The sequence below is a fragment of the Citrobacter sp. XT1-2-2 genome, assembly GCF_023516235.1.
Lineage (GTDB): Bacteria > Pseudomonadota > Gammaproteobacteria > Enterobacterales > Enterobacteriaceae > Citrobacter > Citrobacter werkmanii.
Window position 1 is genome coordinate 1,566,128 of the sequence record NZ_CP097324.1, and the last position, 14,010, is coordinate 1,580,137.

The 14,010-nt window shown below is 55.2% G+C and carries 13 protein-coding genes; 11 read left to right on the forward strand and 2 right to left on the reverse strand.

Going from position 1 to position 14,010, the window contains the following annotated elements; genetic code table 11:
- Window positions 1-3: 3 nt before the first annotated feature.
- Window positions 4-279 (forward strand): YfcL family protein, encoded by a 276-nt coding sequence (locus tag M4I31_RS07400; protein ID WP_038642363.1) that lies wholly within the window; start codon window positions 4-6, stop codon window positions 277-279.
- A gap of 134 nt (window positions 280-413) precedes the next feature.
- Here the strand turns inward: M4I31_RS07400 and mnmC are convergent, their stop codons facing one another.
- Window positions 414-2,414, reverse strand: a complete 2,001-nt coding sequence (mnmC, locus tag M4I31_RS07405) for a bifunctional tRNA (5-methylaminomethyl-2-thiouridine)(34)-methyltransferase MnmD/FAD-dependent 5-carboxymethylaminomethyl-2-thiouridine(34) oxidoreductase MnmC (RefSeq protein ID WP_085047801.1) — start codon at window positions 2,412-2,414, stop codon at window positions 414-416.
- 159 nt (window positions 2,415-2,573) lie between these two features.
- Here mnmC and fabB point away from each other — a divergent pair, with 159 nt between their 5' ends.
- Window positions 2,574-3,788 (forward strand): beta-ketoacyl-ACP synthase I, encoded by a 1,215-nt coding sequence (gene fabB / locus M4I31_RS07410; protein WP_085047802.1) that lies wholly within the window; start codon window positions 2,574-2,576, stop codon window positions 3,786-3,788.
- A 235-nt stretch (window positions 3,789-4,023) separates the two neighbouring features.
- Window positions 4,024-5,202, forward strand: a complete 1,179-nt coding sequence (locus tag M4I31_RS07415; RefSeq protein ID WP_085047803.1) for an MFS transporter — start codon at window positions 4,024-4,026, stop codon at window positions 5,200-5,202.
- Here M4I31_RS07415 and flk read toward each other — a convergent pair.
- Complete coding sequence (flk, locus tag M4I31_RS07420) at window positions 5,199-6,206, reverse strand: flagella biosynthesis regulator Flk (RefSeq protein ID WP_069323375.1); 1,008 nt, start codon at window positions 6,204-6,206, stop codon at window positions 5,199-5,201. The two genes, M4I31_RS07415 and flk, sit on opposite strands and share 4 nt — an antisense overlap.
- Before the next feature lie 108 nt (window positions 6,207-6,314).
- Between flk and pdxB the strand changes: the two genes are divergently transcribed.
- The 8 genes from pdxB to cvpA all read left to right on the forward strand — a co-directional run bounded on the left by pdxB (window position 6,315) and on the right by cvpA (window position 13,978).
- Window positions 6,315-7,451, forward strand: a complete 1,137-nt coding sequence (gene pdxB, locus M4I31_RS07425; protein ID WP_085047804.1) for a 4-phosphoerythronate dehydrogenase PdxB — start codon at window positions 6,315-6,317, stop codon at window positions 7,449-7,451.
- A 67-nt stretch (window positions 7,452-7,518) separates the two neighbouring features.
- Entirely contained in the window at window positions 7,519-8,532 is a 1,014-nt protein-coding gene (locus tag M4I31_RS07430) for an aspartate-semialdehyde dehydrogenase (protein ID WP_085047805.1), read from the forward strand.
- Entirely contained in the window at window positions 8,532-9,344 is an 813-nt protein-coding gene (gene truA / locus M4I31_RS07435; RefSeq protein ID WP_085047806.1) for a tRNA pseudouridine(38-40) synthase TruA, read from the forward strand. The genes M4I31_RS07430 and truA overlap by 1 nt, the downstream gene beginning before the upstream one ends.
- Before the next feature lie 24 nt (window positions 9,345-9,368).
- On the forward strand, window positions 9,369-10,028 hold the full coding sequence (locus M4I31_RS07440) for a DedA family protein (protein ID WP_003028140.1): 660 nt from the start codon (window positions 9,369-9,371) through the stop codon (window positions 10,026-10,028).
- A 149-nt stretch (window positions 10,029-10,177) separates the two neighbouring features.
- Window positions 10,178-11,092, forward strand: a complete 915-nt coding sequence (accD, locus tag M4I31_RS07445; RefSeq protein ID WP_006683629.1) for an acetyl-CoA carboxylase, carboxyltransferase subunit beta — start codon at window positions 10,178-10,180, stop codon at window positions 11,090-11,092.
- 268 nt (window positions 11,093-11,360) lie between these two features.
- The gene (gene folC / locus M4I31_RS07450) at window positions 11,361-12,629 is read left to right on the forward strand and encodes a bifunctional tetrahydrofolate synthase/dihydrofolate synthase (RefSeq protein WP_085047807.1); all 1,269 of its coding nucleotides are present in this window, start codon (window positions 11,361-11,363) and stop codon (window positions 12,627-12,629) included.
- On the forward strand, window positions 12,619-13,287 hold the full coding sequence (gene dedD, locus M4I31_RS07455) for a cell division protein DedD (protein ID WP_085047808.1): 669 nt from the start codon (window positions 12,619-12,621) through the stop codon (window positions 13,285-13,287). Before folC ends, dedD begins: the two co-directional genes overlap by 11 nt.
- A gap of 202 nt (window positions 13,288-13,489) precedes the next feature.
- The gene (cvpA, locus tag M4I31_RS07460) at window positions 13,490-13,978 is read left to right on the forward strand and encodes a colicin V production protein (RefSeq protein WP_005129678.1); all 489 of its coding nucleotides are present in this window, start codon (window positions 13,490-13,492) and stop codon (window positions 13,976-13,978) included.
- Window positions 13,979-14,010 lie beyond the last annotated feature (32 nt).

Sequence of the window (14,010 nt, forward strand, 5' to 3'; positions counted from 1 at the left end):
AAGATGATCGCGGAGTTTGAATCACGCATTCTGGCATTAATCGACGATATGGTAGAGCACGCCAGCGATGATGAGTTGTTTGCCAGTGGCTATTTGCGTGGGCACCTGACGCTGGCCGTAGCAGAGCTGGACGCTGGCGAGGACCATTCCGCTGAGGCATTGTACACCAATGTGACCAGCAGCCTGGAAAAAGCGATTAGCGCAGGCGAACTTTCGCCGCGTGACCAGGCGTTAGTGAAAGAGATGTGGGACGCTTTATTTCAAAAGGCAACGCAATAATAATTGCAGTGGATTGTGCCGGATGGCGACGCTAAGGCGTCTTATCCGGCCTACGTGGACTGACGATTCGGGTTCAGTTTGTAGGCCTGATAAGCGCAGCGCCGCAGCGCATCAGGCAATGATGAGAGAGTATTTTATTTCACCGCTTTACCCTTCAATAACTTCCTGACCCACAACCGATTCGGGTTCAGTGCCGCCAGCGTACTGGCATCCATAGGAATGGGTTCATCGCTCATTTGCGCTGCCAGAATTTCTGCACACAGCGGGGCTGAGCACAACCCGCGTGACCCCAGCGCGCCCAGCATAAATAGATTGACATACACCGGGGCGCTTACCGCGTGCGCTTTGTCTTCGGCAAGCGTGGCGTACTGGCTGAGCGTGGCGTCATAGTCCGCGACATTGCCCACCATCGGGATGTGATCGCGCGTAGCGCAGCGGACCCCGCAGCGGGCGGCATGCGCACTGACGTCCACCTCTTTTGCCCATGCGGCGTGCGGGAAGCAGTCGATTAAACGCTGACAATTTTGCTGCTGGTCGTCCTCGCGATACTCAGTCTCCTCACACCCACGATGATAGCTGGCGCCAATGCAGTGTTGCTGGTTTTGCGGGTCATACGGCGTGAGGTAACCGTCGTAGCACAACACCTGGCGCAGCGCTGACAGCGTAGGCGTGGTGGGGATATGACTCACCTGACCGCCAACGGAATAGACCGGTAACGACTGCGTCTGCTCAAAGCGGTTAATGCGATGGCCGTTAGCCAGAACCACCGCTTCGTGAGTGGCGGTTTCTCCACAGGCAAACTGCAATTGCCAGCTTGCTGTCTGGCGCGTCAGTGAGACCAACGTGTGTTGGTAGCGGGTACGTAATCCCAGCGTTGTGGCATAGTCCAGTACGGCGGTGGTTAACTGCGCCGGGCACAACCATCCACCTGCCGGATACTGAATCCCGCCGCATCCGGTTTCCACGCCTGTCGTTTGCAACACCTGCTGTGCGTCTACGCCGACGGCGAGTGCATCGGGCAGTTCAAGAGACAGCATTTGAGTGATTTTCTGCTGGCTTTTTTCATCCCAGGCGAGCTGCGTCACGCCGCACCAGTCATGTGCGAACTCAACCGGAAGGGCGTCATACAGTCGGCGGGCGAAGGTAAACGCGGTGGGGAAAAAGAGATTAATGGCCGCATCATGCTTGCTGAGTAACGGATAGAGCGCGCCCTGACGATTACCTGATGCGCCTGCGGCAGGTTTTGCGTCCGCGCAATAGAGCGTGACCTGCCAGCCGCGGCGCAGTAGCGCCAGCGACAGCAATGCGCTGGCGATGCCACCGCCAATGATAGCGGCTTCGCGCTTATCTGTGCCCGTGCGCGTGAACCACGGAGCCGATGAAGGGAGCGCCAGAGTCTGTTCCATAACGCCACAAAGCATTTCGCGTTTGCGGCCAAAGCCTTTGCGTTTTTGCATTGTAAACCCGGCTTCCTGCAACCCCCGTCGCACAAAGCCTGCCGATGTGAAGGTGGCCAGCGTGCCGCCGGGGCGAGCCAGTCGGGCCATCGCGTTAAACAGCGTTGGCGTCCACATGTCTGGATTTTTCGCCGGTGCGAAACCGTCCAGGAACCAGGCGTCCACTTTTTGATTCAAAGAGTCATCCAGTTTACTGGTCAGTTCATTAATATCGCCAAACCACAGATCCAGCGTGACGCGCCCATTATCAAGAAGCAGACGATGGCATCCCGCCAGCGGCAGCGGCCACTGCTCTTGCAGTGCCGTGGCCCACGGAGCAAGCTCCGGCCAGTGCTGATGGGCCAGGGTCAGATCTTCACGCGTCAGCGGATATTTTTCGAAACTGATGAAATGTAATCTTTCCAGGGTAGCGTCAGGGTGGGTATCGCGAAAATCGGCAAATGCCTGCCAGAGCGTCAGGAAGTTAAGCCCGGTGCCAAACCCGCTTTCAGCCACCACGAAAAGGGGACGTGAATGCGCAGGAAATCGCTGTGCGAGATGATTCCCGCCGAGGAAGACGTAACGTGTCTCTTCCAGCCCGTTATCATTGGAAAAATAGACATCATCAAAATCTCGGGAAACAGGTGTACCCTCAGCGTTGAATTCAAGGTTGGCAGGTTGTATAGCGTATTGTTTCACGTAAGTTACTCGTCTGGCAGGCTGTGCCCCGATCTTAGCGATGAGTGCCTGGCTGCGCAAATTTCCACATTAAATGGCTGATCGGACTTGTTCGGCGTACAAGTGTACGCTATTGTGCCACTCGAAACTTTAAAATAGTGCGACTTACAGAGGTATTGAATGAAACGTGCAGTGATTACTGGCTTGGGCATCGTTTCCAGCATCGGTAATAACCAGCAGGAAGTCCTGGCATCTCTGCGTGAAGGACGTTCAGGGATCACTTTCTCTCAGGAGCTGAAGGACTCCGGCATGCGTAGCCACGTATGGGGCAACGTAAAACTGGATACCACTGGCCTCATTGACCGCAAAGTAGTGCGCTTCATGAGCGACGCATCCATCTATGCATTCCTTTCCATGGAGCAGGCTGTGGCGGATGCCGGTCTTGCTGCAGAAGATTACCAGAATAACCCGCGCGTTGGCCTGATTGCAGGTTCCGGCGGCGGCTCCCCGCGTTTTCAGGTGTTCGGCGCTGACGCAATGCGTAGCCCGCGAGGTCTGAAAGCGGTTGGCCCGTATGTGGTCACCAAAGCGATGGCGTCCGGTGTTTCTGCCTGCCTCGCAACGCCGTTCAAAATTCACGGCGTAAACTACTCCATCAGCTCTGCCTGTGCGACATCTGCGCACTGCATCGGCAACGCAGTAGAACAAATTCAGCTGGGCAAACAAGACATCGTGTTTGCTGGTGGCGGCGAAGAGTTGTGCTGGGAAATGGCGTGTGAATTCGACGCAATGGGCGCGCTGTCTACCAAATATAACGACGACCCGTCGAAAGCTTCCCGTACCTATGATGCAAACCGCGACGGTTTTGTTATCGCGGGCGGCGGCGGTATGGTGGTGGTTGAAGAGCTGGAACATGCTCTGGCTCGTGGCGCGCACATCTACGCGGAAATCGTCGGTTACGGCGCAACCTCTGATGGCGCAGACATGGTTGCACCGTCAGGTGAAGGCGCAGTACGTTGCATGCAGATGGCGATGCACGGCGTAGACACGCCTATCGACTACCTGAACTCCCACGGTACTTCTACTCCGGTAGGCGACGTGAAAGAGCTGGGCGCAATCCGTGAAGTGTTTGGCGATAAGAGCCCGGCAATCTCGGCAACCAAAGCCATGACCGGTCACTCTCTGGGCGCGGCTGGCGTACAGGAAGCTATCTACTCTCTGCTGATGCTGGAACACGGCTTTATCGCGCCGAGCATCAACATTGAAGAGCTGGACGAGCAGGCGGAAGGTCTGAACATCGTGACCAAACCGACCGAGCAGGCGCTGACCACCGTGATGTCCAACAGCTTCGGCTTTGGCGGCACTAACGCGACGCTGGTCATGCGTAAGCTGTAAGCATCAATATTGCGCCGGATCCGTTATCCGGCTCATGCTGCACAGTAAAGGGAGCCGCCAGGCTCCCTTTTTTATATCGTTGACAATCTATCTGGTTTACAGGCAGACTCCAGCTTCAACATTATCCTCTTGATAATGCGTAAGCGTTTAACGTTATCCAACGCACCTTAATCCTGAAAGTCAGGTAGAGGGGGCGTGGGCATTCCTCGCCTTACTCTGCATTTTGGAGTAACGCATGACAGCAGTAACCCAACAAAAAAAAACACCGTCGGCGAACTTTTCGCTGTTTCGTATCGCTTTTGCGGTTTTCCTGACCTACATGACGGTCGGTCTGCCTTTACCCGTCATTCCTCTGTTTGTGCACCACGAGCTGGGCTATGGCAATACCATGGTCGGTATCGCCGTAGGCGTACAGTTTCTGGCAACGGTCTTAACGCGAGGTTATGCCGGACGCTTAGCCGATCAATATGGCGCTAAACGTTCGGCGCTACAGGGGATGTTTGCCTGTGCGCTGGCGGGCGCGGCGTGGCTTTTAGCCGCGCTATTACCTGTCTCTGTCCCGGTGAAATTTGCGTTGTTGATTGTCGGACGTCTGATCCTCGGCTTTGGCGAAAGCCAACTGCTCACCGGAACGCTGACCTGGGGGCTGGGGCTGGTTGGCCCAACGCGTTCCGGTAAGGTGATGTCGTGGAACGGGATGGCGATTTACGGTGCGCTGGCTGCCGGTGCGCCGTTGGGCTTGCTGATCCATAGCCACTTCGGCTTCGCGGCGCTGGCGGGAACCACGATGGTATTACCGCTGCTGGCCTGGGCATTCAACGGCACCGTTCGTAAAGTGCCTGCGCATGCCGGGGAGCGACCTTCACTGTGGAGCGTGGTCGGGCTTATCTGGAAACCGGGCCTGGGTCTGGCATTGCAGGGCGTGGGTTTTGCCGTCATCGGTACGTTTATTTCGCTTTATTTTGTCAGCAATGGCTGGACGATGGCGGGATTCACCCTGACCGCGTTTGGCGGGGCATTTGTGCTGATGCGCATTCTGTTTGGCTGGATGCCGGACCGGTTCGGCGGCGTGCAGGTCGCCGTTGTTTCATTGCTGGTTGAAACTGCGGGTCTGATCCTGCTGTGGCAGGCTCCCTCTGCCTGGGTTGCTCTGCTCGGGGCGGCATTAACCGGGGCCGGATGTTCGCTTATCTTCCCGGCATTGGGCGTTGAGGTTGTGAAGCGAGTGCCCGCGCAGGTTCGCGGTACGGCGCTGGGCGGTTACGCCGCATTTCAGGATATCTCCTACGGCGTAAGCGGCCCTGTCGCCGGTGTTCTGGCCACCGCGTACGGCTATCCCTCGGTATTCCTTGCCGGGGCGATATCCGCCGTGGTGGGAATTGTTGTGACGTTGCTGACTCTGCGAAAAGGCTAAGCGACCAGCCAGAAAATGGCTAACGCAATCATCAAGGCAATAAATATCAGTCCCGGTCGTGTCGACAATGATTTAACCGTTTCAATCATCGGCGCGAATGGGCTGTAAATGGGCTGAGGATGGCGCGGATCGTTTAATTCCTGCTCCCGGTCACGTTCCACGCGGCGCAGGAAGATTTGATTCAGCAAGTCCAGCACCTGAACCGTGGTCAGAATCGATTGTGGCTGGATCTGATACGTCTGCTGCGCGTACTCTTTGATTGCCGTCAGCTCATTCGGCTCTAACGGCAGCTTCAGCGCCGCCTGCAGTGTTTGTAAGGTCGGGGCAGTTTGCAGACTGAGCGTCTGGCGCGCCTGCAGCCAGGTGACCAGATGCGAAAATTGTTTGGCGGGGATTAACTCTCCGCTTTTTACCCCAGACAGCTCCAGCATAGACTGCCAGATCATCTTACCGGATTCGCCCGTGGCCGCCGCCAGTTTGGTCACCAACTGGTTCAGCGTATTGTGCTCTGCGGGGAGTAACGGACGATCGGTAGCCGGACGCTGCTGTGGCTGCGGTATCGAAAGCTGACCCTGTTGCAACAGGGTCAGCACGTTCTTCAATTGCTCAGGCGTGAGTTGGCTAAGCGCCGTCTGCCCGTACTGCTGGCGGATAAAATCACTCACCGCCTGACGGTTATTTCCCTGACTCAATAGCTCCGTGAGCTGCGACAGCACCTGACGATTAGCATGGTTCTGTTGTGCGACTTCCAGCCGCTGGTTCAAATTTTGTTCGGCGGCGGGAAAGTGACGTGACTGCAACGGTGTATCACTTTTGACGCCCAGATCGTGTTTCATTCCGGCCCACACCTCAGCGCTTTGCTGCTGAGTGAGCGAAATCAAACGGGTAATCAGTCGTTCCAGCACGGTACGTTGTATCGTGGATAACGGTTGCTCACCTGCAACGGAGGGGGCATTTTGGCCTTCGCCGGGAGGGCGAGCGGGCGTACCTGAAATGGGCTGCATCGTCTCTGTTCCTTAAATCTGTGCTGACCAGGTCTCGCAGTATGCCTGGCGGCGAGATTATGGCACACTTGCCCGGTTAACTCTCGTTCTCAAACAGGTGCGAAAGACGTGAAAATCCTCGTTGATGAAAATATGCCCTATGCCCGCGAACTGTTCAGTCGTTTGGGGGAGGTCAAAGCGGTTCCTGGTCGTCCGATTCCCGTTGCCGAACTGGATGATGCGGATGCCTTAATGGTGCGCTCGGTGACGAAAGTCAATGAATCACTGCTCAGCGGAAAACCGGTTAAATTTGTCGGTACGGCAACCGCAGGCACGGACCATGTGGATGAAGCCTGGCTTGCGCAGTCGGGAATCGGTTTTTCCGCAGCGCCCGGATGTAATGCGATTGCGGTCGTAGAATATGTTTTTTCAGCGTTGCTGATGCTGGCGGAGCGCGACGGTTTTGCGTTACGCGATCGTACCGTGGGCATCGTCGGTGTTGGTAACGTGGGCGGACGTTTGCAGGCGCGACTGGAAGCGCTGGGGATCCGTACCTTGCTGTGCGATCCGCCGCGGGCCGATCGCGGTGACGAGGGCGATTTCCGCTCGCTGGACGAACTGGTACAGCAGGCCGATGTGCTGACTTTCCATACGCCGTTATTTAAAGACGGTCCGTACAAAACGCTGCACCTTGCGGATGACGCGCTGATGAGTCGGCTGAAGCCGGGCACCATTCTGATCAACGCCTGCCGGGGGCCGGTTATCGACAATACGGCATTACTGAATCGGCTTAACGCCGGGCAGGCGCTGAGCGTGGTGTTGGATGTCTGGGAAGGCGAGCCGGATCTCAATGTGGCGTTGCTGGAGAAAGCCGATATCGGCACGGCGCACATTGCCGGGTATACCCTGGAAGGAAAAGCGCGTGGGACCACGCAGGTCTTTGAGGCCTATAGTAAGTTTATTGGTCGCGAACAGCACGTTGCGCTGAACACCCTGTTACCTGCGCCGGAATTTGGGCGTATCACGTTGCATGGCCCGTTAGATCAGCCAACGCTGAAAAGGCTGGCGCATTTAGTGTATGATGTGCGCCGCGATGATGCGCCGCTGCGTAAAGTCGCTGGAATTCCGGGTGAGTTTGATAAACTGCGTAAAAATTATCTTGAGCGCCGTGAATGGTCGTCTTTATACGTGATGTGTGACGACGCAACGGCTGCCGCCTTGCTGTGTAAGCTGGGTTTTAACGCGGTTCATCACCCGGCACATTAATGTCTTCTTAATGCTCCCTGTCGAATAATGCGACAGGGACGCTTATGTATTTCTGGAGTAAATCACCATGTCTGAAGGCTGGAACATTGCCATTCTGGGCGCAACGGGCGCCGTAGGCGAAGCCCTGCTCGATACGCTGGCTGAACGCCAGTTCCCGGTCGGTGAAATTTTTGCGCTGGCGCGTAACGAAAGCGCTGGTGAGCACCTGCGTTTTAACGGTAAATCGGTCATTGTTCAGGATGTTGCAGACTTTGACTGGACGCAGGCACAACTGGCATTTTTTGTTGCGGGCGCTGAGGCCACCGCTGCATGGGTGGAAGAAGCAACCAATGCCGGTTGCCTGGTTATCGATAGCAGTGGTCTGTTCGCACTTGAGCCTGACGTTCCGCTGGTGGTTCCGGACGTTAACCCGTTCGTGTTGGCAGATTATCGCAACCGCAATGTGATTGCAGTCCCTACTAGCCTGACCAGTCAACTGTTGTCTGCGTTGAAACCGCTGATTGATGAAGGTGGTCTTTCACGTATTACGGTGACCAATATTCTGTCGGCCTCCGCGCACGGTAAAAAAGCGGTGGATGCGTTGGCAGGGCAAAGTGCGAAACTGCTCAATGGTATCCCGATTGACGAAGACGATTTCTTTGGTCGCCAGTTGGCATTCAATATGCTGCCGCTGCTGCCAGATCGCGAAGGTAGTGTGCGCGAAGAGCGTCGTATCGTCGATGAAGTGCGCAAAATTATGCAGGATGACGGTCTGCTTATCTCCGCTAGCATCGTACAGTCACCGGTATTCTACGGTCACGCGCAGATGGTGAATTTTGAAGCCCTGCGTCCGTTGGCGGCGGAAGAAGCGCGCGATGCGTTTTCTCGCGCTGAAGACGTGGTGTTGTCGGAAGAGACCGATTTCCCGACTCAGGTTGGCGATGCGTCTGGTACCCCACATCTTTCCATCGGCTGTGTACATAACGATTACGGTATGCCGGAGCAGGTTCAGTTCTGGTCCGTGGCAGACAACGTACGCTTTGGTGGCGCGTTGATGGCGGTGAAAATTGCGGAAAAACTGGTGCAGGAGTATCTGTACTAATGTCGGACCTGCAACAGCCGCTACCCCATAAAATTGCGCTGGGCATTGAGTATGACGGCAGCAAATATTATGGCTGGCAGCGCCAGAACGAAGTGCGTAGCGTTCAGGAAAAGCTGGAAAAAGCGCTTTCTCAGGTCGCGAATGAGCGTATCAATGTCTTTTGTGCGGGGCGCACGGATGCGGGCGTTCATGGCACAGGCCAGGTCGTACATTTTGAAACGCACGCTGAGCGTAAAGATGCCGCCTGGACGTTGGGCGTAAATGCGAATTTACCTGGTGACATCGCCGTGCGCTGGGTGAAAGCTGTACCTGATGATTTTCATGCCCGATTCAGCGCCACGGCTCGCCGTTATCGCTACATCATCTACAATCATCGGTTGCGCCCTGCGGTTTTGGGCAAAGGGGTAACCCATTACTATGAGCCGCTGGATGCTGAGCGTATGCATCGTGCGGCCCAGTGTCTGATTGGCGAAAATGATTTTACCTCGTTTCGTGCGGTGCAATGCCAGTCGCGCACGCCGTGGCGTAACGTGATGCACATAAACGTTGAACGTTTTGGCGCATATGTGGTGGTGGATATTAAAGCGAATGCCTTTGTACATCATATGGTCAGGAATATTGTCGGTAGCCTGATGGAAGTAGGCGCCAACAACCAGCCGGAGAGCTGGATAGCAGAACTGTTAGCGGCGAAGGACAGAACGCTGGCAGCGGCAACGGCGAAAGCGGAAGGACTGTATTTGGTCGCGGTAGATTACCCTGACCGGTTCGACCTGCCAAAACCGCCAATGGGCCCGCTATTTCTGGCGGACTAATTTGAGTCGTATAAAGGCAAAACTATGGATCTGATTTACTTTCTTATCGATTTTATTCTGCACATTGATGTGCACCTGGCGGAGCTGGTCGCGGAATACGGTATCTGGGTATACGCGATTCTGTTTCTGATCCTGTTCTGTGAAACCGGGCTGGTAGTGACGCCGTTCCTGCCGGGAGACTCGCTGCTGTTTGTTGCCGGCGCGCTTTCTGCGCTGCCAACTAACGATCTCAATGTTCATCTGATGGTGGCGTTGATGATTGTGGCTGCGATTGTCGGCGATGCGGTGAACTACACGATTGGCCGGTTGTTCGGTGAGAAACTCTTTAGTAACCCGAACTCCAAAATTTTTCGTCGCAGCTACCTGGATAAAACCCATGCGTTCTACGAGCGTCATGGCGGGAAAACGATTATCCTGGCGCGTTTCGTGCCTATCGTGCGTACATTTGCGCCATTTGTTGCCGGTATGGGACACATGTCCTACCGCCACTTTGCGATGTATAACGTTGTAGGCGCGCTGCTGTGGGTATTGCTGTTCACCTATGCAGGCTATCTGTTTGGCGATCTGCCAATAGTTCAGGAAAACCTGAAATTATTGATTGTGGCGATTATCGTCCTTTCCGTATTGCCGGGCGTGATAGAAGTGATTCGTCATAAACGGGCTGCGTCACGGGCTGCAAAATAGAAAGTAACTCAGCGGTTCGACCACTTTTTTATCCAAAGTTTCGGGCTGTTATGTTTTAATGTGCAACATTCATGGTCTGTTAGGGGCAAAAATGGCATTATGCGCCCCTTATAACAAAGCTGACTAGGGTTCAGGCAGAAAGGTCACCAATGAGCTGGATTGAACGAATTAAAAGCAACATTACTCCCACCCGCAAGGCAAGCATTCCTGAAGGGGTGTGGACCAAGTGTGATAGCTGCGGTCAGGTTTTATACCGTGCTGAGCTGGAACGTAATCTTGAGGTCTGTCCGAAGTGTGACCATCATATGCGCATGTCGGCGCGCAATCGCCTGCATAGCCTGTTAGATGAAGGTACTCTTGTGGAACTGGGTAGCGAACTTGAGCCGAAAGACGTGCTGAAGTTTCGTGACTCCAAAAAGTACAAAGACAGACTGGCCTCAGCACAGAAAGAAACCGGCGAGAAAGATGCGCTGGTGGTGATGAAAGGCACGCTTCATGGCATGCCGGTCGTTGCGGCTGCATTCGAGTTCGCGTTTATGGGCGGCTCCATGGGTTCTGTCGTCGGTGCGCGTTTCGTCCGTGCCGTTGAGCAGGCGCTGGAAGACAACTGCCCGCTAATCTGCTTCTCTGCCTCTGGCGGGGCGCGTATGCAGGAAGCGCTGATGTCTCTGATGCAGATGGCAAAAACGTCTGCTGCGCTGGCGAAAATGCAGGAACGCGGTTTACCGTACATTTCTGTACTGACCGACCCAACGATGGGCGGTGTTTCCGCAAGCTTCGCGATGCTGGGCGATCTCAACATTGCCGAACCGAAAGCGCTGATTGGCTTTGCGGGTCCGCGTGTTATTGAGCAAACCGTACGTGAGAAACTGCCGCCGGGATTCCAGCGCAGCGAGTTCCTGATTGAAAAAGGCGCTATCGATATGATCGTCCGCCGTCCGGAAATGCGCCTGAAACTGGCAAGCATTCTGGCGAAGCTGATGAATCTTCCGGCGCCGAATCCGGATGAGCCGCGTGAAGGCGAGGTGGTACCTCCGGTACCCGATCAGGAATCAGAGGCCTGATAATTTACTCTATGGATTTCGAGTTGCAGGTAGGCGGCAAGAGAGTTCATCCCGATGAGCTTGCACAGGCAAGTGATTCGGGTGAACGACAAATCTGCCGGGAGCAGATTTGAACGCCGCATGCGGCGGCCCCGAAGGGGGAGGCCCAGGGATGGGCCGAGTAATCCGCAGCCAACAAGCCTGCAGCTTGAAAGACTACGAGTACAAAAGGGCAGGGCCAGTTGGCGCTGCCTTTTGCTTTTCTCAACGTAAAGAATCTACAGGCATCATGGACAATAAACGTATTCCTCAAGCCGCGTCGCCTCTGGCGTCGTGGCTTTCTTATCTGGAAAACCTGCACAGTAAAACCATCGATCTGGGCCTTGAGCGCGTCAGTCAGGTGGCGCGTAAATTGGGCGTGTTGAAACCCGCGCCATTTGTCTTTACGGTGGCGGGCACCAACGGAAAAGGCACGACCTGCCGTACGCTGGAATCGGTGCTGACCGCAGCAGGTTATAAAGTCGGAGTATACAGTTCGCCGCATCTGGTGCGTTACACGGAACGCGTGCGCGTGCAGGGGGGGGAACTGCCGGAATCCGCGCATACTGCCTCGTTTGCTGAGATTGAAGACGCACGTGGCGATATTTCATTGACCTATTTTGAATACGGTACGCTATCGGCGCTCTGGTTGTTTAAACAGGCTCAGTTGGACGTAGTCATTCTGGAAGTGGGGTTAGGCGGTCGCCTTGACGCGACGAATATCGTCGATGCCGATGTTGCGGTCGTCACCAGTATTGCGCTTGATCATACCGACTGGCTGGGCCCGGATCGCGAGAGCATTGGTCGTGAGAAAGCGGGGATTTTCCGCGCAGAGAAACCGGCCATCGTTGGTGAACCTGAAATGCCATACACTATTGCGGATGTGGCGCAAGAGTGCGGGGCGATTTTGCAACGCTGTGGTGTGGACTGGCGTTATACGGTAACGGATAACGACTGGTCCTTTACGGACACTCACGGCACGTTGGCGCATCTGCCATTGCCACAGGTTCCACAACCGAACGCCGCGACCGCACTGGCTGCGCTGCGTGCCAGTGGTCTTGACGTCAGTGAGCAGGCAATTCGTGACGGAATCAAACAGGCGATTTTACCGGGGCGCTTCCAGATTGTGAGCGAGTCGCCGCGGGTGATTTTTGATGTTGCCCATAACCCGCATGCGGCGGAATATCTGACCGGACGTCTGAAAAAGTTAGTGAAAAGCGGGCGTGTACTTGCAGTTATCGGTATGCTACATGATAAAGATATTGCCGGTACGTTGGCCTGGTTAAAAAGCGTGGTCGATGCCTGGTACTGCGCGCCACTGGAAGGGCCGCGTGGCGCAACGGCAGAACAGCTGTTAGAACATCTGGGCAAAGGTGAAGCCTATGACAGCGTGGCGCAGGCATGGTCTGCGGCACTGGCCGAGGCGAAGCCAGAAGATACCGTGTTGGTGTGTGGATCGTTTCACACTGTCGCACATGTCATGGAAGTGATAGACGTGGGGAGAAGCGGTGGCGAGTAAGTTTCAGAATCGATTAGTTGGCACAATTGTGCTGGTCGCGCTTGGGGTGATTGTGCTCCCCGGGCTGCTTGACGGGCAAAAAAAACATTATCAGGATGAGTTTGCTGCGATCCCTCTGGTGCCCAAACCGGGCGATCGCGACGAGCCGGACATGATGCCTGCGGCAACGCAGGCGCTGCCAACGCAACCGCCTGAAGGGGCGGCAGAAGAGGTGCGCGCGGGCGATGCCGCCGCGCCATCGTTGGATCCGTCGCGTATGACAACGGCAAGTAGTGCGGAGTTAGATCCTGTCCCCGTACCTGTTGAACCGCCGAAACCTAAACCGAAGCCGCAACCCGTTGTCGCCACACCGGCGCCAGCGCCTGCGCCAGTTCCAGCGCCGAAACCGGTCGCTGAAGAAGCGCCAGCCCCGACCGGCAAAGCGTATGTTGTGCAGCTCGGCGCGCTGAAAAATGCGGATAAGGTCAATGAGATCGTGGGTAAACTTCGTGGCGCGGGCTTCCGGGTATATACTTCCCCGTCAACGCCGGTACAGGGTAAAATAACCCGCATTCTCGTCGGCCCTGACGCCTCCAGAGATAAGCTGAAGAATTCGCTGGGCGAGCTACAGAAGATCTCCGGTCTGAGTGGGGTTGTGATGGGATATACCCCTAATTAAGGGGCTGTTTCATGCAGGCCGGATACGGTGTTTTCACCGTCTCCGGCCAGTGCCCGAAGAGGCATAAAACCGTATGGCGTTGAAGATTTTTTCAGCGCCATTTTTATTTACGCGTGGAAAGGAAATCCCTACGCAAACGTTTTCTTTTTCTGTTAGAATGCGCCCCGAACAGGACGACAGGGCGTAAAATCGTGGGACACTTATGGTCTGGATTGATTACGCCATTATCGCGGTGATTGGTTTTTCCTGTCTGGTTAGCCTGATCCGTGGCTTTGTTCGTGAAGCATTATCGTTGGTGACTTGGGGTTGTGCTTTCTTTGTCGCCAGCCATTACTACACTTACCTGTCTGTCTGGTTTACGGGCTTTGAAGACGAACTGGTTCGAAATGGGATTGCTATCGCGATACTGTTTATCGCGACACTTATCGTCGGCGCTATCGTTAACTTTGTGATAGGCCAACTGGTAGAGAAAACAGGTCTGTCGGGTACCGACAGGGTGTTGGGGATTTGCTTCGGTGCTCTGCGAGGAGCGCTGATCGTCGCCGCCATACTGTTCTTTCTCGATACGTTTACCGGTCTGTCGAAAAGTGAAGACTGGAGTAAGTCGCAGCTGATCCCGCAGTTCAGTTTCATCATCAGATGGTTCTTTGACTATCTGCAAAGCTCGTCAAGTTTCTTGCCCAAAGTATAAACTTTGGGTCGTTGCTGAACGAGGAAAAGACG

Excerpts from the sequence above, each read along its gene's own strand:
- M4I31_RS07400 (WP_038642363.1), top strand. The coding sequence starts at position 4 with ATGATCGCGGAGTTTGAATCACGCATTCTGGCATTAATCGACGATATG.
- fabB (WP_085047802.1), top strand. The coding sequence starts at position 2,574 with ATGAAACGTGCAGTGATTACTGGCTTGGGCATCGTTTCCAGCATCGGT.
- M4I31_RS07415 (WP_085047803.1), top strand. The coding sequence starts at position 4,024 with ATGACAGCAGTAACCCAACAAAAAAAAACACCGTCGGCGAACTTTTCG.
- flk (WP_069323375.1), bottom strand. The coding sequence starts at position 6,206 with ATGCAGCCCATTTCAGGTACGCCCGCTCGCCCTCCCGGCGAAGGCCAA.
- M4I31_RS07430 (WP_085047805.1), top strand. The coding sequence starts at position 7,519 with ATGTCTGAAGGCTGGAACATTGCCATTCTGGGCGCAACGGGCGCCGTA.
- truA (WP_085047806.1), top strand. The coding sequence starts at position 8,532 with ATGTCGGACCTGCAACAGCCGCTACCCCATAAAATTGCGCTGGGCATT.
- M4I31_RS07440 (WP_003028140.1), top strand. The coding sequence starts at position 9,369 with ATGGATCTGATTTACTTTCTTATCGATTTTATTCTGCACATTGATGTG.
- accD (WP_006683629.1), top strand. The coding sequence starts at position 10,178 with ATGAGCTGGATTGAACGAATTAAAAGCAACATTACTCCCACCCGCAAG.
- folC (WP_085047807.1), top strand. The coding sequence starts at position 11,361 with ATGGACAATAAACGTATTCCTCAAGCCGCGTCGCCTCTGGCGTCGTGG.
- cvpA (WP_005129678.1), top strand. The coding sequence starts at position 13,490 with ATGGTCTGGATTGATTACGCCATTATCGCGGTGATTGGTTTTTCCTGT.